The organism is Klebsiella michiganensis (genome assembly GCF_002925905.1).
Taxonomy (GTDB): domain Bacteria; phylum Pseudomonadota; class Gammaproteobacteria; order Enterobacterales; family Enterobacteriaceae; genus Klebsiella; species Klebsiella michiganensis.
The window spans coordinates 14,719-32,669 of the sequence record NZ_PRDB01000021.1 but is presented as its reverse complement, the minus strand read 5'-3'; the positions used below and the strand labels follow the sequence as shown (position 1 = coordinate 32,669).

Genomic DNA, 17,951 nt, shown 5'->3' with positions numbered 1-17,951 from the left:
GGGGAAATACCCCTCCTCGCGGGCGCGAGGAGGGAAACGAACTTATTTCAGTTCCAGCTCGTTCATGGCGGCGATGCTGAAGCCGCCGTCAACGTGAACGACTTCGCCGGAGATGCCGGCAGACAGGTCGGAGCACAGGAATGCTGCGCTGTTGCCCACGTCTTCAGTGGTGACGGTGCGACGGATCGGGGTGACCGCTTCGCAGTGCGCCAGCATCTTACGGAAATCTTTAATACCGGAAGCCGCCAGGGTACGGATCGGACCGGCAGAGATGGCGTTAACGCGAACGCCTTCCGGGCCCATGGCGTTCGCCATGTAGCGCACGTTAGCTTCAAGAGAGGCTTTCGCCAGACCCATCACGTTGTAGTTCGGGATGGCGCGCTCTGCGCCCAGGTAGGAGAGCGTCAGCAGGGCGGAGCCCGGGTTCAGCATACCGCGGCAGGCTTTCGCCATCGCCACAAAGCTGTAGGCGCTGATATCGTGAGCGATTTTGAAACCTTCACGAGTCACCGCGTTAACGTAGTCGCCGTCCAGCTGGTCTGCCGGCGCAAAGCCGATAGAGTGGACGAAACCGTCGAACTTCGGCCACACTTTTGCCAGCTCGGTGAACAGAGACTCGATGCTCTCATCTTCCGCGACATCGCACGGCAGGACGATATTAGAGCCCAGCGCGGCGGCAAATTCTTCCACACGACCTTTCAGTTTTTCGTTCTGATAGGTGAACGCCAGTTCAGCCCCTTCACGGTGCATGGCTTGCGCGATGCCGTAGGCGATGGACAGTTTGCTGGCAAGGCCAGTCAACAGAATGCGCTTACCGGAAAGAAAACCCATAGCTTTTAATCCTTATCGTTATTGCGTATTTTTACTTTAACAATCATTTGGTTAGCATTGTTATTTCAAAATAACTCAAATTTAGCCGGGAATTATATCCCACTGACGACCCTTGTGTCACGATATTTTTCTGCCATTCGCCACGTCATATCGCGCTTTGGCTACCGTGTATACAAGAGTATACCATCGGATATGACGGCGACCTGGCGCTAGCGCCGTGCAAATTACGCCTCGGTTTATTTACCGTCTTTACGCCAGGCATCGGCAGTCAGCGCCTCGCCGAAATGACCGGCAATCAGGCGTTTTGTCAGCTCGTGCAGCGGAGACGCCAGAACGTCGGCGGTGCTGCCGCGTTCGACCACTTCGCCCTGATGCATCACCAGCACCTGATCGCTGATGTGCTTCATCATGCCCAGATGCTGAGTCACGTAAATGTAGGAGATACCCTGTTTTTCCTGCAGCTCCAGCATCAGGTTTATCAGCTGCGAGCGCATTGACATATCCAGCGACGCCAGCGCTTCATCGCAGACGATGACCTTCGGACGCAGGATCAGCGCGCGCGCCAGGCCCAGACGCTGTTTCTGTCCCGGCGCCAGCATATGCGGGTAGTAGCTGACGTGGTCCGGCAGCAGGCCAACCATTCGCAACGTTTCGATAATCTGCTTCTGCCGCGCCTCGGGTTCAAGGTCAGTGTTCAGACGCAGCGGAAAATCGAGGATTTGCGAAATACGCTGCCGCGGATTGAGCGAGGTCGACGGATCCTGAAAGATCATGCGAATCTTCTGGCTGCGGAAAGAGTAATCGCCAAACGCCAGCGGGCGATCGTCAATCAGCAGTTCGCCGGTGCTGGGTTCGACCATTCCGGCGAGCATTTTTGCCAGCGTTGACTTGCCGGAGCCGTTCTCGCCGATAATCGCCAGCGTCTGGCGCTCGCGCAGGGTAAAGCTTAACGGCTTAACCGCCTCCACCGTTTGCCGATGAAACCAGCCGGTGCGGTAGCGAAAGGTCTTACTCAGATTGCGCACTTCAAGCAATGTTTCGACCATTTCACTCTTTCTCCATGTTCAGCGGGAAATGACAGGCATAGAGGTGGTTACGGGCGCCCACCAGCCGGGGCGTTTCGATACATTCGCGCTGGGCATAGGGGCAGCGCGGCCCGAGCCGGCAGCCGATGGGCAGCTGTTCGAGCAAGGGGATCGCCCCCGGCAAGGTGTTGAGCCGACTCTTGTGCGGCATGGCGCTGCCGAAATCGGGAATCGCCCGAATCAGCGCCTGGGTATAGGGATGGTGCGGAATTGTCACCAGCTCTTCGCTCGGCGCGGTTTCCACCGTCTGCCCGCAGTACATCACGTTGATTTTGTCCGCCCATTTACTGAGCATCTGCATATCGTGACTGATCAGCAAAATGGTGGTGTTATTGTTTTGGTTTAACCGCGTCAGCAGGCGGATGATTTGCGCCTGCGTCGTGGCCTCCATGGCGTTGGTCGGCTCATCGGCGATCAGCAGCCGCGGCTGGTTAGCCAGCGCGATGGCGATCATGACCTTCTGGCACTCTCCGTCAGTCAGCTCGTAGGGGAAGCTGCGCATCGCATCTTTATGGTCTTTGATCCCCACGCGGTGCAGGAGCTCAATGGCGCGCCGCTTGCGCCAGCCCAGGCGCTGCCACCAGCGGCCTTTAAAGGTCCAGCCGGGAATATTCTGCGTTAATTGCTGGCCGATCCGTTCGGAAGGGTCGAGACAGGATTGCGGCTCCTGAAAAATCATTGAGACGTTGTGGCCCACCAGCTTACGCCGCTCGCGCACCGAGAGACGCAGCAGATCGATGTCGTCGAAGCGCATGCGGTCGGCGGTTACCCGCCAGTTGTCCTTGGTGACGCCGCATATCGCTTTAGCTATTAAGCTTTTGCCGGAGCCGGACTCCCCGACGAGGCCGCGTATTTCCCCCTCGGCGAGAGTCAGGCTGACGCGATCGACGGCTTTCACCCAGCCTTCGTTGGTCTTGAATTCAATGGTTAAATTACGGATGTCGAGTAACGGCATTATTCCACCCCGGCGATGATGGCGCGGCGGATCCCGTCGCCCAGCAGATTAACCAGCAGGACGCTTATCATGATTGCCGCACCCGGCAGCATCACCGTCCACGGCGCCACGTAAATCAGCTCCAGCGCGTCGCCGAGCATCGCTCCCCATTCGGGGGAAGGCAGTTGAGCGCCGAGATCGAGGAAGCCCAGCGCAGCGATATCCAGGATCGCCATCGACAGCGCGCGGGTGATCTCGGTGACCAGGCCTGAGGTAATATTCGGCAGCACCGCGAACCATAAAATATTCAGCGTCGAGGCCCCGTCAAGGCGGGCGGCGATAACGTACTCTTTTTCCAGTTCGTCATGCACCATGCTGTAGACCGAACGCACCATCCGCGGCAGAAGCGCCAGCCAGACGGCGAACATCGCGTGGCTGAGGTGCGGCCCGGCGAAGGCGACCACGATAATGGCCAGCAGCAGGGACGGGATCGACAGCAGCGTGTCAAGAATATGGTTCATCACCGCCGACCGCAGGCCGTGGGTAGAACCGGCAATCACGCCAAGCACCAGTCCCAGCAGGGCGGCGCCCAGCGTCACCACAAACGCGCCGCCGACCGTCGGCGCCGCGCCGCTCAGCAGGCGGCTCAGGACGTCGCGACCGAGATCGTCGGTACCGAGAAAGAACGACACTTCGCCGTACCGCGACCAGGACGGCGGCAGCAGCTGGTAGCCGAGAAACTGCTGGTCGATGCCGTAAGGAGCGAACCAGCCGCCGAAAACGCACAGCAGCGCCAGCGCCGCACAGCCGTACAGGCCGATCATGGCGGTCGTATCGCCGTAGAATTTTCGCCATACGGTGCGCAGCGCACCCGGCGGGCGCTTCTCCAGATAGACGCTATCGTAGGGCATACCATTCCTTATGTTTCAGTGGGTTAGCCATAGCACCCAGAATATCGGATATCACGTTCACAATGATCACCAGCGCGCCGATGACCATCACGCCCGCTGAGATCGCGGCGTAGTCCTGTTGGCGAATCGCGTTAATCAGCCAGCGGCCCAGCCCCGGCCAGCTAAAGACCATTTCGGTAATCATCGCCAGCGTTAGCATGGTGGAAAACTGCAGCCCCAGGCGCGGGATCACCGGCGGCAGGGCGTTGTGCAGGACGTGGCGGTGTAAAATCGTCCGCCGCGATACGCCGCGGGTGGCGGCGGCTTTGACATAGTTGGTGTCGTATACTTCGCTGGTGCTGATACGCATCAAACGGATCACTTCCGTCGTCGGCGCTACCGCCAGGGTTAGCACCGGCAGCACCATGTGGCGCGCCGCGCTGACGATCATTTCATGGCGCCACGGAGAGTCGGATAGCCATGCGTCGATCAGCGCAAAGCCGGTGACCGATTTCACTTCATACAGCAGATCGAAGCGCCCGGAGACCGGAAACCAGCCCAGGGTAAGGGAGAAAAACAGGGTCAGCAGCAGCGCCAGCCAGAAGACGGGAATCGAAAAGCCCAGCAGCGCGAGGGCGCTGATCAGGGTATCTTGCCATTTGTTGCGCATAATGCCCGCCAGCATACCGACGGGGATCCCGACCACCAGCGCGAAGCCGAAGGCGAGGATACAGAGCTCCATGGTGGCGGGAAAGACCTCTTTAAGCTGCTCGGAAATCAGCTGACCGTTGATGCTGGAAACGCCGAAATCCCAGTGCAGCACGCCCTCAAACCAGAATAGCCAGGCGTTCCACAGCGAGGCGCCCTGCAGCGGCGCGTGGGGCGTAAAATAGCTCAGGCTAAAACCGACAAAGGTCAGCAGGAAGAGGGTAATCAGCAACAGCAGCAGGCGACGCAGAGTAAAAATAATCATGGTTTTTTCACCTCGTCTTCTTTTTCCCGCGAGACGCCTGCGAAAGAGGCGTTGCCAAACGGGCTCAGCACCAGGCCTTTCATGTCGTAACGATAGGCCTGCAAGCGCAGGGAGGAGGCCAGCGGCAGCACCGGCAGTTCATTGGCAAGAATGCGCTGCGCCTCTTTATAGGCCTCAATGCGCGAGGCCAGCTGCTGCGAAGTGAGCGCCTTTTGCAGCACCTCGTCGAATTCGCGATGACACCAGTGAGCATAGTTGGTTTGTGAGGTAATCGCCGCGCAGCTCAAAAGCGGACGGAAAAAGCTGTCCGGATCGTTACTGTCCGTTGCCCAGCCGGACAGCGTCAGGTCATGACTCATATCCATTAATCTGGCCTCCTGGAAGCGGCCTTCGACCGGCACAATAATCACCTTCACGCCAATTTGCGCCATATCCGCCTGAATAAGCTCGGCGGTTTTCAGCGGGCTGGGGTTCCAGGCCTGCGAGCTGGTTGGCACCCACAGCTTAAGCGTTAGATTTTCCAGCCCCAGGGCTTTCAGCCGGGCGCGGGCTTCCGTGGGGTTATATTCGGTGATCCTGGCGTCGTTATCGTAGGCCCAGGAGGCGCGAGGCAGCATAGACGCGGCGGTTTCCGCCGTGCCGTAGTAGATAGACTGCATCAGGCGCTGATTATTGATGGCCAGCGCCAGCGCATGGCGCACCTCAGGATTATCGAGCGGCGGCTTAGCGGTGTTAAACGCCAGCCAGGCGATGTTCATTCCCGGGCGCAGGGTCAGGCGCAGACGCGGGTCGTCACGCAGAATAGAGAGCTGGCTTGCGGCGGGCCAGGCCAGCACGTCGCACTCGCCGGTCAGCAGTTTTGACAAGCGGCCGGTGCCGCCGGAGCCGAGATCGACCACCACCTGCGGCATCAGCGGTTTACCGCGCCAGTAGGCCGGATGGCGCTGCAGGCGAATGTACTGACCGCTGCGATACTCCTCCAACTGGAACGGACCGGTGCCGACCGGTTGCCGGTCGATCAGTTCCTGGCGATCGTTCTGCGCCAGCTTCGCGGCATACTCTGCCGACATCACCGAGGCGTAGTGGGTGGCCAGATGCCACAGGAACGAGGCGTCCGGGCGTTTGAGGCGAAACTCGACGGTATGACTATCCAGCTTACGCACGCTTTCCACGCTGTCGGCAAACTGTAAGCTATCGAAATAGGGAAAGCTGCTGCCGTTAACGTTGTGCCACGGGTGGTCGCGATTAAAAATGCGGCCAAAGGTGAAAATGACGTCATCGGCATTAAAATTACGGGTCGGTTTGAACCAGGCGGTGGTCTGAAAAGGCACGTTGTTGCGCAGGTGGAAGCGGTAGGTTGCGCCGTTGTCCAGCACCTCCCAGCTTTCTGCCAGTTCGGGAACCAGGCGATAAGTATAGGGGTCGACGTCAAGCAACCGGTCATAGAGCTGGGCGGCCAGGGTATCGACAATCAGGCCGCTGCTGACCTTTTGCGGGTTGAAGGTGTTGACCTGTCCGCTCACGCAATAAACGAAGCCGCTATCGCGAATATCCGCGTGCGCAGGCAGCGCTGGCGCGGCAAAAGCTTGCCCGTACAGCATACATACCGCTGCCAGGAGAGAAGACAATTTCAGGCGCATAGTTTCTTTTTGATTATAGAGCAAGGCTCTATCTTATTAATATTAAATAACATTTACCACCACCTTATTGCTCATGGAGATAATATAAGCGAGGGCTGCGTCGGTTATTTGACCAACTGATTCAAATTCATACTGCTTATTAACTTCGAGTATACCTCGTAAATCATCCGACGTTTGTCATCAGGCAAGCGAGGGGTTGAGCAAAGCGTATTTTCGATTCATCTGCCGCACGGCTTGAGGAAGCTATGGGTATTGAGCATGGCGCTTATTTGCGTCGAAGCCCCGATATCCGCCACATGGTATCTTTTTATTGGCGGTTTCTCCAGCCAGCCGTGGCTGTACGGCTGGCTGGCGGTCGAGGCGCTACAGGGGAAGGAGTCGGTTATAGCGGGCGATGTAATCTTTGGGATTAATTTCCAGCTTTTCGCCATCGTGATGGTGGGCAACATAAGTACGCAGTACCAGGCCGCTGTTTTGCGGCGTAATTGTCCAGCCCTGTTGACGATATGCATCTTCGGTTGAGCGGATAAGCAGGTCCGAAAAGATCATCATGACCGAGAGCGCCGGCGCGCGGTGGCTTTTCATGGTATGGACCAGGCTGACGTGCGCCGCATAGCGGCCGAGCGTTGAAGGATTAACCGGAATCATCTTTATTTTCAGTCCATTGAGTCATGATGCGCTGATGATAGTTCACATGAGGATATCTTGCTAGTTACAATTTTTTAACCCCATGCGAACGGGCTTCCGCGCAAGCAAAAGCTATTTTTCACGGCACAGGCCGCTTGCAGAAAGAAGCAGGGTAGTGACGCTGTCACTTTTCAATCGCCGAGCGGCGTGAATTCATAAAGCGCCAGCGCATTGCTCTCCAGCGAATCGACAAGCTGCCAGCGGTCGCTATCCGGCATCTCTTCACTGACGCGCAGCGCCGGACGCGCTCTGTGCATCAACCAGCGATAGTCCTCATCGTCCGGGCCGCTTTGGCTGCGAAAGGCCTCAAACAGCGGGAAGAGCGCGCCATGGTGCCGATCGAACAGATGATGTTTGATTCGCCAGCGTCCTTCAAGGCCGAGCAGGCGCACGCTCCAGGGCTGACTAAAGCGCTGGATAAACGCCTCCTCGCTGGAAAGCCAGGGATTGAAAACTACCGTGTTGCGCAGCAGTAGCTGATAATGGCCGTTATGGCGCAGCAGCAGCAAGTTCTTGTCGTTGATCACCACCTCGCCCCGCAGCCTGCGCCACAGCCATAGCACCCAGTAGACCGGTCGCGGCAGACCGTGGAGATAGTGCAGCGCCAGGCTGGAAGTATCCAGCTTGCCGTTGGCGCGGGCTTCCCCCTGCAGCCCTGAATTCAGCCAGAACCCCGCGAGCCAAACCTGATCCGCCAGTCCCAGCAGATTATCCATCAGCAGCGCGCCGCGAAAGAAACGGCCGTTGGTATCGCGGGTATCGCCGGTGAGGGTATTCCACGAGAGCAGCCAAAGCGGCAGCAGGAGCTGCCGCTGGCGCAGCGCGCTATGAAGTTTGCGCAATTTGTGTACCGGATAGTTTTCGCTGGCGGCCAGTTTCTGGCTATCCACCTGCGCGAGATCCAGCAGTTCATTAGCATCGGCCTGGCAGGCCAGAAAATCCGCCTCGACCAGCAGCGGTGAACGCAGAAGGGGATCGTCCTCCACCTGTTGAGGGAAACGGTGCCAGATCCCCAGCGCCGACTGCGGCGATAGCCTCTGCAGGATCGTCTTTTGTTGCCGCCAGGCGTGCTGGCGGGCCTCGTCGCTGGCCTGAGGGGACCAGTGCCAGACGAAGTGCCAGCTGGCGAGGGTTGCCGGCGGAAAATGGTTAGCGGACAGAGAGAGGAAACGTTGCAGCAGGTCGCCGCGGGTGGTGAGCCCGGTATGCAGTATCACCGCCAAGCCCTGGGTCGCCAGCCAGCTAAAAATGCGCTGCAGGTTATACCAGCAGGCATACCCGGCCATTTGCGGATCGTCCCAGCCGGTGCCGAACAGGCGGCTGCTGAGAAACGGATCGTGAATATCGATGGCGAATATCGGCAGCGCGTCGTGCAGCTGTTCCAGTTCGCGGCGGACATCCTCGCGCAGCAGATCGTCCAGTTCGCGAACGGTAATCACCATTCGGGTGTGACGCAGCGGCGCGCCGCGCGCCGGGAGTTCGCGAACATCGAGATGGCGGGTTTGTTGGGGGCTGAGCCGCAGCGGCGGGCTATCCAGACCGTAGGTTTGCGGCGCGTTGAGCCGGGCGTACAGCCGATCGATTGACACCGGCTGCCATCGCTCGGTCTGCTGTAGGTGCGGGCGGAGAGATTCGACCGCCGTCTGCGGGTGCTGCTGGCGGAACTGGCGCGGCGTCAGGCCGTGCTCGCGTTTAAACAGGTCGCTCATCACCCGGCTGCTGGCAAAGCCCTGCTGCTGAGCGATCTGCTGTATCGATTGACGCGTCGTCGTCAGCTGCTCCGCGGCTTTGCGCAGGCGCAGCCCGGTGATGTACTGCATAAAGCTGACGCCCACCTCTTTGCGGAACAGACGCGAGAGCCAAGCCTCAGAAACAAACTCCGCGGCGGCTATCTCCTGCAGCGACAGGCGCCGTTGATAGTTGGCGTCGATTCGCGCCACCACTCTGTTAATTCGCTGGCTCCAGCGTTCGGCTCCGCGAGGCGCCTGGGCGGTGAGGGGACGGCTGAAGCGTGACGCCAGCAGGAGAGCAATTTCGCTAAGCCAGCGGTTGGCCTCCAGCCGGTAGTGGGCCTGCGGATTGACCAGACCGAGGACCAGCAGCTGGCGCATCAGGTAGCGCAGGGTGTCTTCGGCATCGCGCGTTTCGCTGCTGCTCTGGTAGGCGGAGGCAAAAAAATCGCCGTCGAGGCGGGTCAGCCATCCGGCGTTCAGCGACAGCGCCATCACGACGTTCGCCGTCTTGCTGTGCAGGCTCCAGCGGCGATGACGATTCACTATCGCCAGTTCATCGGCCTGCAGGTACCGACCCGTCTCGCCATCGCGGAGTTCGACGCTGCCCTCAAGCAGCCATAGCAGCGTCAGAGCATCGTTTTCCTGCTGGCTCAGCTGCCGGATATCGCGAACCACAACCTGAAAGTCGCCTGAATGATGCTCCACCGTCGCCTCCTGAAGACAAAAAACAGCACCTCATTTTTTGTCATAACCGTTTTGTATGAAAAACACTCATTAATAATCCGTCACTATAAAACAAAAAAGCGCATTTTAAAGCCAACAGGGATGCATAAACTCGAAAGTGTCGTGCAAACACAACACAGGAATAATAAAAATGACACACCCGATTATTGAGGCATTACAGGTTAACGAGGCGCAGTTTGTCGCGCTTCGCCGCCGTTTCCATCAGCAGCCGGAAATTGGTTTTGAAGAGCATAAAACCAGCGAAGAGGTTGCCCGCCTGCTCGGCGAATGGGGATATCAGGTTCACCGCGGTCTGGCGGGCACCGGCGTGGTCGGTACTTTACGCGTCGGCGAGGGTAAAAAACGGTTGGGGCTACGGGCGGATATGGACGCGCTGCCGATGCAGGAGATGAGCGGCAAAGGGTGGGCCAGCCGGGTCGACGGTCGTTTTCACGGCTGCGGCCACGACGGCCATACCACCACGCTATTGTACGCCGCGGAATATCTGGCGCGCACCCGGCAGTTTAACGGCACCCTGCAGCTTATTTTTCAGCCTGCCGAGGAATTGCTCTACGGCGGTCGGGTCATGCTGGAAGACGGCCTGTTTGACCAGTTCCCCTGCGATGCCATTTTTGGCCTGCATAATATGCCGGGGCAGCCGTTAGGCAGAATCGGCCTGCGCGATGGGGCGATGATGGCCTCCTCGGATACTCTCCATATTGAAGTCAAAGGGGTGGGCGGACACGGCGCGGTACCGGAGCATACCGTCGACGCCACGCTGGTTGCCTGTCATATCACCCTGGCGCTGCAATCCATTGTTTCCCGAAACATCACGCCGTTTGAACCAGCGGTCGTGACCGTGGGCAGTATTCAGGCCGGGCACGCCCCGAACATTATCAACGACAAGGTGCTAATGAAGCTCACGGTGCGCACCTTAAACGAACAGGTTCGCGAGACCGTCCTGCAGCGCATTCACGATATCGCCGTTGCTCAGGCCGAGAGCTTTAACGCCAGCGCCGCCTTAACCCACGTTAACGGCAGCCCGGTTTTAAGGAACGATCCGGCTGCCAATGAGATGGTCCGCACGGTGGCGACCGCGCTGTTTGGCGCGGCGCAGGTCGGCGAGGTGAAGCCGTTTATGGGCAGCGAAGATTTTGCTTTTATGCTCGAGCGCAATCCGAACGGCTGCTATTTCACTATCGGGGCCGGGGACGAAGCGGATCGCTGCATGGTGCATAACCCGGGATACGACTTCAACGATGCGCTGTTGCTGAAAGGCGCCGCGCTGTGGTGCGCCCTGACGGAACACTATTTGCGTTAATGTCCGCAACGAAGAGGACCCTGCTATGAGTTCTGTATCGCTAAGCGAAGCGCAGTTCGTCGGCACCGATCGTCTGCTGGCGGGTATTGTATTGAGCGTTCTGACCTTCTGGCTGTTTGCCCAGTCGGTGATTAACGTGGTTCCGGCGATGAAGAGCAGCCTCGATATTTCGCTGGAAACCCTGACCCTGGCGGTGAGCCTGAGCGCGTTATTCAGCGGCTGCTTCGTGGTCGCCAGCGGCGGGCTGGCGGATAAATTCGGCCGCATGCGCATGACTACCCTGGGCCTGATCCTCAGCATTGTCGGTAGCGCAATGCTGGTGCTCTCTCAGGGACCCGCGCTGTTCCTGGCCGGGCGCGTTTTACAGGGGCTGTCGGCCGCCTGCATCATGCCGGCGACGCTGGCGTTAATTAAAACCTGGTATGAAGGCAAAGCGCGCCAGCGGGCGGTCAGCTTCTGGGTCATCGGCTCGTGGGGCGGCAGCGGTCTGTGTTCGTTTGTCGGCGGGGCGATCGCCACCGGTCTGGGCTGGCGCTGGATCTTTGTTTTCTCCATCGCGGTAGCGCTGGCGGCGCTGTTTTTGCTGCGCGGTACGCCGGAAAGCCGCAGCGCCAGCGCGCAGCAGCATAAGCTGGACATCAGCGGCCTGCTCAGCCTGATCCTTGCGCTGGTGCTGCTAAATCTGTTTATCAGCAAAGGCCACGGCTGGGGCTGGACCAGCGCAACCTCGCTGGCGATGCTGGCCGGCGCGCTGGCATCGGGGCTGTTTTTTATCCGCAGCGGCCAGCGTAAGGGCGACGCGGCGCTGATTGATTTCGCGCTGTTTCGCAACCGGGCCTACAGCGCCGCGGTGTTGTCGAACTTTATGCTCAACGGCGCCATCGGTACGATGATGATTGCCAGCATCTGGCTCCAGCAGGGGCATCATCTGAGCCCGCTGGAGAGCGGAATGATGACGCTCGGCTATCTGGTTACCGTGCTGGCGATGATTCGGGTGGGCGAGAAGCTGCTGCAACGCTACGGCGCGCGTTTGCCGATGATGAGCGGCCCGGTCTTTACCGCGGTCGGTATTCTTCTTATCTCCTGCACCTTCCTCGATAAATCGACCTATATCGTCACGGTCTTTTTCAGCAACGTGCTGTTTGGCTTCGGCCTGGGCTGCTACGCCACCCCGTCAACGGACACCGCGGTGGTTAACGCTCCTGAGAATAAGGTAGGCGTGGCCTCGGGGATCTATAAGATGGGCAGTTCGCTCGGCGGAGCGATGGGCATTGCGGTGACAGCGTCACTTTTTGCGCTGTTTTTACCGCTCGGCATGGCCAGCGCGGCGCAGTATGCGCTGTGGTTTAACGCCGCGCTCTGCCTGGGTTCAATGGCGGTGAGCGCGCTGCTGCTTCCGCGTACAGGTCAAAGCTGATGTTTTTTCAGCAGCGCCCGCAGCTGGTGGTAGGTTAGCCCCAGCAGTTCGGCCGCCTGCTTTTGATTGTACTTCGCCTGTTCGAGGCTTCTCTCGAGCAGGCTTTTTTCTTGCTCCTGCTGGAAAGCGCGTAAATCGAGCGGCAGCGTGGGGCCAGGCGTCTTCTCCACTTCGACGGGCGTCGCCGCGTGCTGCTGGCGGAAGGGGTTAATAATAATATTATCCAGCTCGCGCTCGCTGCTGCCGTGGCGGTAGACCGAGCGTTCAACCACGTTTTTTAATTCACGGATATTCCCCGGCCAGCGGTAGTTCTGCAGCGTCATGGCGGCGCGTTCGCTAAAGCCGGGAAACAGCGGCAGTCCGAGCTCGCGGCACATCTGGATAGCAAACTGGGTGGCGAGCAGCATGATGTCGCTCTGGCGCTCGCGCAGCGGCGGCAGCTGCACCACATCAAAGGCCAGACGGTCGAGAAGGTCGGCGCGAAAAAGTCCGTCTTCCACCATTTGTGGCAGGTCGGCGTTGGTCGCGCACACCAGGCGGACGTTAACCTGCAGCGGTTGGCTGCCGCCGACGCGCTCCAGTTCGCCATACTCAATCACGCGCAGCAGTTTTTCCTGTACCAGCATCGGCGCGGTGGCCAGCTCATCGAGAAACAGGGTACCGCCGTCGGCGCGCTCGAAGCGCCCCGGGTGACGTTTACTGGCCCCCGTAAAGGCGCCGGCCTCATGCCCGAACAGCTCCGAATCGAGCAGATTTTCATTGAGCGCCGCGCAGTTCAGGGAGATAAACGGCCCCTGCCAGCGGGAAGAGAGGAAGTGCAGACGGCTGGCAATCAGCTCCTTGCCGGTTCCGCGCTCGCCAATAACCAGCACCGGTTTATCGAGCGGCGCCAGTCTTGAGACCTGCTCCAGCACCTCAAGAAAGCTATTGGCCTCGCCGAGCAGGTTGTCCTTGTAATCCGCCATGATGAATTTCGCCATTTAGTAGTGTGATTCACCAGGTCACTTTAGCAATACGCTGGCCAGATAACAACCACTTCCATTAAAATCAATAAGATAAAAACTTGGCACGGCATTTGTATTAGTCATGGCACAGGCCGGTGCCTGACACCAGAACTATGAGGATTGAAATTATGGGTATTTTTTCTCGTTTTGCCGACATCGTGAACGCCAACATTAACTCTCTGCTGGAGAAAGCGGAAGATCCGCAGAAGCTGGTTCGGCTGATGATCCAGGAGATGGAAGACACGCTGGTTGAAGTCCGTTCGACCTCGGCGCGGGCGTTGGCTGAAAAGAAACAGCTGAGCCGTCGTATTGAACAGGCCGTTGCCCAGCAGGCGGAATGGCAGGAAAAAGCCGAACTGGCGCTGCGTAAAGAGAAAGAGGATCTGGCCCGTGCGGCGCTGATCGAAAAGCAGAAGCTGACCGACCTTATCGGCAGCCTGGAAAACGAAGCGCAGCTGGTTGATGAAACGCTGGCGCGGATGAAAAAAGAGATTGGCGAGCTGGAAAACAAACTCAGCGAAACCCGCGCCCGTCAGCAGGCGCTGATGCTGCGTCATCAGGCTGCAAGCTCCTCCCGCGACGTTCGCCGTCAGCTGGACAGCGGTAAGATTGACGAGGCGATGGCGCGTTTTGAATCGTTTGAACGCCGCATCGATCATATGGAAGCCGAAGCCGAAAGCCACCGCTTCGGTAAAGATAAATCGCTGGATCAGCAGTTCGCCGATCTGAAAGCGGACGATGAAATCAGCGAGCAGCTGGCGGCGTTGAAAGCCAAAATGAATCAAAATAACCAGTAATATCTTCGGGCGGCACCAAGACGTGCCGCCGCCATCAGCAAGGAGTTCACATGAGCATGCTTTTTCTCGCCATCCCTTTGACGTTGTTTGTGCTGTTTGTTTTGCCGGTCTGGCTCTGGCTGCATTACAACAACCGCACCGCCAGCGGCAGCCTATCGCAGAACGAACAGCAGCGCCTGCTGCAGCTGACCGATGACGCGAAGCGTATGCGCGAGCGTATTCAGGCGCTGGAGGCGATTCTTGACGCTGAGCATCCGAACTGGAGAGAGAAATAATGAGCGGACTGGATCTGAGTAAAAAACTGTGGCGCATTCCGCAGCAGGGCATGGTGAAAGGGGTTTGCGCCGGCATCGCGCAGTATCTGGACGTGCCGGTTAAGCTGGTGCGCCTGATTACCGTACTGGCAATGATTTTTGGCCTGTTCCTGTTTGTGGTGGTGGCCTACATCATTCTCTCGTTTGCGCTGGATCCTATGCCGGAAAGCGAGCTGTATGGTGAAAAAACGCCGAGCAGCGGAGAGCTATTGGCCGCCGCGGATAAGGAGCTGGCAACAGGGGAGCGTCGTCTGCGTGAAATGGAACGCTACGTCACTTCCGACACCTTTTCGCTACGCAGTCGTTTTCGCCAGCTATAACTGAAAGTTGAGGTTAATAATGAACATGAAATGGCAGCAGGCCAGGCAAAAAGTCAAACCGGGTCTGAAAATCGCAGGCAAGCTGGTGCTGCTCACCGCGCTGCGCTACGGCCCGGCGGGCGTCGCAGGCTGGGCGGTAAAATCCGTCGCGCGTCGGCCGCTGAAAATGCTGCTGATGCTTGTTCTGGAACCGATGCTCAGCCGGGCGGCGCAGCGGTTTTCTAAACGTCGCGGATGGCGTATGTTATGAGTGCCTAAAAACTCACTCTATCAGGATGATAAAATGCGAAAACTGCTTCTGGGTTTAGCGCTGGCCATGGCCTTACCCGTCTTCGCGGCGGAGCACTGGATTGACGTCCGCGTTCCGCAGCAGTATCAAAAAGAACACGTCGACGGGGCGGTGAATATCCCGCTGGCGGATTTAAAAACGCGGATTGCGGCTGAAGTACCGGATAAAAACGATACCATTCACGTCTATTGCAACGTTGGCCGGCAATCTGGCCAGGCTCAGCAGATGCTGAGCGAAATGGGCTACACGCAGGTGGTGAATGCCGGCGGCCTCAGTCAGATCGCCAGGCCGAAAAGCGCCAGCAAATAATCTTCAGCCCCGTCGCAGCGGGGCTATTGCACTTTATGATTAGCCCTCATGTCTATTTCCCTCGTTCTTCAGGCTCAACAGGATGGCGATGAAGCGACTCAAAACAGAATTTAATGCGCTGGTGAATCGTGGGGTTGACCGGCATCTTCGCCTGGCCGTCACCGGCCTTAGCCGCAGCGGCAAGACCGCCTTTATCACCGCGCTGGTAAATCAACTGCTCAATATTCACGCCGGGGCGCGGCTGCCGCTGCTCAGCGCAGCGCGTGAAGAACGCCTGCTGGGCGTCAAGCGCGTCCCGCAGCGGGATTTCGGCATTCCGCGTTTTACCTATGACGAAGGGCTGGCCCAGCTGTACGGTCAGCCGCCGGTCTGGCCAACGCCCACCCGCGGCGTCAGCGAAATCCGCCTCGCTCTGCGCTATCGCTCCAACGATTCGCTGCTGCGCCATTTTAAAGAGACCTCGACCCTCTACCTGGAGATTGTCGACTATCCCGGCGAGTGGCTGCTGGATCTGCCGATGCTGGCCCAGGACTATCTGACCTGGTCACGGCAGATGACCGGATTACTGCAGGGGCAGAGGGCGGAGTGGTCAGCGCGCTGGCGGCAGCTATGCGAAGGACTGGATCCGCTGGCGCCCGCCGATGAAACCCGTCTGGCGGAGATCGCCGCGGCGTGGACCGACTATCTGCATACCTGTAAGCGCGAAGGGATGCACTTCATTCAGCCGGGGCGCTTTGTGCTGCCCGGCGAAATGGCCGGCGCGCCGGCGCTGCAGTTCTTCCCCTGGCCGGACGTTGATGCCGCCGGTGAAGCTAAGCTGGCGCAGGCGGACAAACAGACCAATGCCGGAATGCTGCGCGAGCGTTTTAAATACTATTGCGAGAAAGTGGTTAAGGGCTTCTACAAAGATCATTTCCTGCGCTTCGATCGGCAGATCGTGCTGGTGGATTGCCTGCAGCCGCTTAATAGCGGGCCGCAGGCGTTTAACGACATGCGTCTCGCGCTGACGCAGCTGATGCAAAGCTTCCACTACGGGCAGCGCACGCTGTTTCGTCGCCTGTTCTCACCGGTTATCGATAAGCTGCTGTTTGCCGCGACCAAAGCCGATCACGTCACCGTCGATCAGCACAGCAATATGGTGTCGCTGCTGCAGCAGCTGATTCAGGATGCCTGGCAGAACGCGGCGTTTGAAGGCATCAGCATGGATTGTCTGGGGCTGGCGTCGATTCAGGCGACGCAGAGCGGCCTTATCGAGGTGAACGGTGAGAAGATCCCTGCGCTGCGGGGACATCGGCTAAGCGACGGACAGCCGCTGACCGTCTATCCCGGAGAAGTGCCCGCGCGCCTGCCGGGTCAGGCCTTCTGGGAGCAGCAGGGCTTTCAGTTTGAAAACTTTCGCCCGCAGGTAATGGACGTTGATAAACCGCTGCCGCATATTCGCCTTGACGCGGCGCTGGAATTTTTGATCGGAGATAAATTGCGATGACCGAACCTTTAAAACCGCGTATCGATTTCGATGGCCCGCTGGAGGTGGAAAAGGCGCAAATTCTGAAATCCGCGCGCGCTTTTGACGGCGCCGATGCGGAGAAGTTCGCTCCTGCGCGGCTCGACGCGCCGGAAGAAGAAGAGGGCGCGGCGGAAGCGGTGGTGGAATCGGTGCTGCGACCTAAGCGCAGCCTGTGGCGAAAGATGGTCAGCGCCGGGCTGGCTATTTTTGGCGTCAGCGTCGTGGCGCAGGGCGTGCAGTGGACGATGACCGCCTGGCAAACGCAGGACTGGATCGCCCTCGGCGGCTGCGCTGCCGGCGCGCTGATCGTCGGGGCGGGCGTCGGTTCGGTGGCGACCGAATGGCGCCGGCTGTGGCGGCTACGCCAGCGCGCCCACGAGCGCGATGAGGCGCGGGACCTGATGCACAGCCATGCGGTTGGCAAAGGGCGCGCCTTTTGCGAAAAGCTGGCCCAGCAGGCGGGGCTGGATCACTCGCACCCGGCGCTGCAGCGCTGGTATGCGGCGATCCATGAAACGCAGAACGATCGTGAAGTGGTGAGCCTGTACGCGCAGATCGTGCAGCCGGTACTGGATGCGCAGGCGCGGCGTGAGATTAGCCGTTCGGCGGCGGAATCGACGCTGATGATTGCCGTCAGCCCGCTGGCGCTGGTGGATATGGCGTTTATCGCCTGGCGTAATTTACGTCTGATCAACCGCATCGCCACTCTGTACGGTATTGAACTGGGCTACTACAGCCGCCTGCGCCTGTTCCGCCTGGTGCTGCTGAATATCGCTTTTGCCGGCGCCAGCGAGCTGGTGCGGGAAGTCGGGATGGACTGGATGTCGCAGGATCTCGCGGCCAGGCTATCGGCGCGCGCGGCGCAGGGAATTGGCGCCGGTCTGCTGACGGCGCGGCTGGGTATTAAGGCGATGGAGCTGTGCCGTCCGCTGCCGTGGATCGCCGACGATAAACCGCGGCTGGGGGATTTTCGCCGCGAGCTGATCGGCCAGCTAAAAGAGACGTTGCAGAAGAGCAAAAGCGGCGCGGAAAAATAAGTCGCTTAAGCATTCCCGGCTTGCGGCGTGAACGCCTTAGCCGGGCTACCGTTTCACAGAAGGCTGTAACCTGTAGCCCGGCTACGCGCAGCGCAAGCCGGGGAGAAAAGCAGAAGCGATGATAGCCGCTTATCTCATCG

At 59.0% G+C, this 17,951-nt stretch carries 18 protein-coding genes; 9 read left to right on the top strand and 9 right to left on the bottom strand.

Annotation, left to right across the window (positions count from 1 at the left end):
• Positions 1-42 precede the first annotated feature (42 nt).
• The 8 genes from fabI to CDA56_RS26885 form a co-directional block, all read right to left on the bottom strand.
• Entirely contained in the window at positions 43-831 is a 789-nt protein-coding gene (gene fabI / locus CDA56_RS26920; RefSeq protein WP_004121225.1) for an enoyl-ACP reductase FabI, read from the bottom strand.
• A 236-nt stretch (positions 832-1,067) separates the two neighbouring features.
• Positions 1,068-1,877, bottom strand: a complete 810-nt coding sequence (gene sapF, locus CDA56_RS26915; protein WP_004850180.1) for a putrescine export ABC transporter ATP-binding protein SapF — start codon at positions 1,875-1,877, stop codon at positions 1,068-1,070.
• Between the two features lies 1 nt (position 1,878).
• The gene (gene sapD / locus CDA56_RS26910; RefSeq protein WP_004850183.1) at positions 1,879-2,871 is read right to left on the bottom strand and encodes a putrescine export ABC transporter ATP-binding protein SapD; all 993 of its coding nucleotides are present in this window, start codon (positions 2,869-2,871) and stop codon (positions 1,879-1,881) included.
• Complete coding sequence (gene sapC / locus CDA56_RS26905; RefSeq protein ID WP_004139490.1) at positions 2,871-3,761, bottom strand: putrescine export ABC transporter permease SapC; 891 nt, start codon at positions 3,759-3,761, stop codon at positions 2,871-2,873. The genes sapD and sapC overlap by 1 nt, the downstream gene beginning before the upstream one ends.
• Positions 3,748-4,713, bottom strand: coding sequence for a putrescine export ABC transporter permease SapB (sapB, locus tag CDA56_RS26900; protein ID WP_004850191.1), 966 nt, complete (start codon positions 4,711-4,713; stop codon positions 3,748-3,750). The genes sapC and sapB overlap by 14 nt, the downstream gene beginning before the upstream one ends.
• On the bottom strand, positions 4,710-6,353 hold the full coding sequence (sapA, locus tag CDA56_RS26895) for an ABC transporter substrate-binding protein SapA (protein WP_004850192.1): 1,644 nt from the start codon (positions 6,351-6,353) through the stop codon (positions 4,710-4,712). The genes sapB and sapA overlap by 4 nt, the downstream gene beginning before the upstream one ends.
• A gap of 363 nt (positions 6,354-6,716) precedes the next feature.
• The gene (locus tag CDA56_RS26890; protein WP_004850195.1) at positions 6,717-7,001 is read right to left on the bottom strand and encodes a hypothetical protein; all 285 of its coding nucleotides are present in this window, start codon (positions 6,999-7,001) and stop codon (positions 6,717-6,719) included.
• 170 nt (positions 7,002-7,171) lie between these two features.
• Positions 7,172-9,478 carry a helix-turn-helix domain-containing protein gene (locus tag CDA56_RS26885; RefSeq protein ID WP_102802792.1) on the bottom strand — a complete coding sequence of 769 codons (2,307 nt, stop codon included), beginning with the start codon at positions 9,476-9,478 and terminating at the stop codon, positions 7,172-7,174.
• A 169-nt stretch (positions 9,479-9,647) separates the two neighbouring features.
• Between CDA56_RS26885 and CDA56_RS26880 the strand changes: the two genes are divergently transcribed.
• Together CDA56_RS26880 and CDA56_RS26875 are read left to right on the top strand one after the other, a co-directional pair.
• A complete protein-coding gene (locus tag CDA56_RS26880; protein WP_064377168.1) occupies positions 9,648-10,817 on the top strand; it encodes a M20 aminoacylase family protein in 1,170 nt (389 codons plus the stop codon).
• A 25-nt stretch (positions 10,818-10,842) separates the two neighbouring features.
• Positions 10,843-12,234, top strand: a complete 1,392-nt coding sequence (locus tag CDA56_RS26875; protein WP_004850201.1) for an MFS transporter — start codon at positions 10,843-10,845, stop codon at positions 12,232-12,234.
• Here the strand turns inward: CDA56_RS26875 and pspF are convergent.
• Positions 12,225-13,214, bottom strand: coding sequence for a phage shock protein operon transcriptional activator (pspF, locus tag CDA56_RS26870; protein ID WP_014838225.1), 990 nt, complete (start codon positions 13,212-13,214; stop codon positions 12,225-12,227). The two genes, CDA56_RS26875 and pspF, sit on opposite strands and share 10 nt — an antisense overlap.
• 152 nt (positions 13,215-13,366) lie before the next feature.
• Between pspF and pspA the strand changes: the two genes are divergently transcribed.
• The 7 genes from pspA (at position 13,367) to CDA56_RS26835 (ending at position 17,811) form a co-directional block, all read left to right on the top strand.
• Positions 13,367-14,035: a phage shock protein PspA gene (pspA, locus tag CDA56_RS26865; protein ID WP_004121203.1), complete on the top strand. Its 669-nt coding sequence runs from the start codon at positions 13,367-13,369 to the stop codon at positions 14,033-14,035.
• 50 nt (positions 14,036-14,085) lie between these two features.
• Entirely contained in the window at positions 14,086-14,310 is a 225-nt protein-coding gene (pspB, locus tag CDA56_RS26860; RefSeq protein ID WP_004101459.1) for an envelope stress response membrane protein PspB, read from the top strand.
• Positions 14,310-14,669 (top strand): envelope stress response membrane protein PspC, encoded by a 360-nt coding sequence (gene pspC, locus CDA56_RS26855; RefSeq protein WP_025106993.1) that lies wholly within the window; start codon positions 14,310-14,312, stop codon positions 14,667-14,669. Before pspB ends, pspC begins: the two co-directional genes overlap by 1 nt.
• Positions 14,670-14,688: 19 nt before the next feature.
• On the top strand, positions 14,689-14,919 hold the full coding sequence (gene pspD / locus CDA56_RS26850) for a phage shock protein PspD (RefSeq protein ID WP_064377174.1): 231 nt from the start codon (positions 14,689-14,691) through the stop codon (positions 14,917-14,919).
• 33 nt (positions 14,920-14,952) lie between these two features.
• Positions 14,953-15,267 (top strand): thiosulfate sulfurtransferase PspE, encoded by a 315-nt coding sequence (pspE, locus tag CDA56_RS26845; RefSeq protein ID WP_014229028.1) that lies wholly within the window; start codon positions 14,953-14,955, stop codon positions 15,265-15,267.
• Positions 15,268-15,355: 88 nt separating this feature from the next.
• Positions 15,356-16,753, top strand: a complete 1,398-nt coding sequence (locus CDA56_RS26840; protein WP_014229029.1) for a YcjX family GTP-binding protein — start codon at positions 15,356-15,358, stop codon at positions 16,751-16,753.
• Positions 16,750-17,811 (top strand): YcjF family protein, encoded by a 1,062-nt coding sequence (locus tag CDA56_RS26835; RefSeq protein WP_032692728.1) that lies wholly within the window; start codon positions 16,750-16,752, stop codon positions 17,809-17,811. The genes CDA56_RS26840 and CDA56_RS26835 overlap by 4 nt, the downstream gene beginning before the upstream one ends.
• Positions 17,812-17,951: the final 140 nt, after the last annotated feature.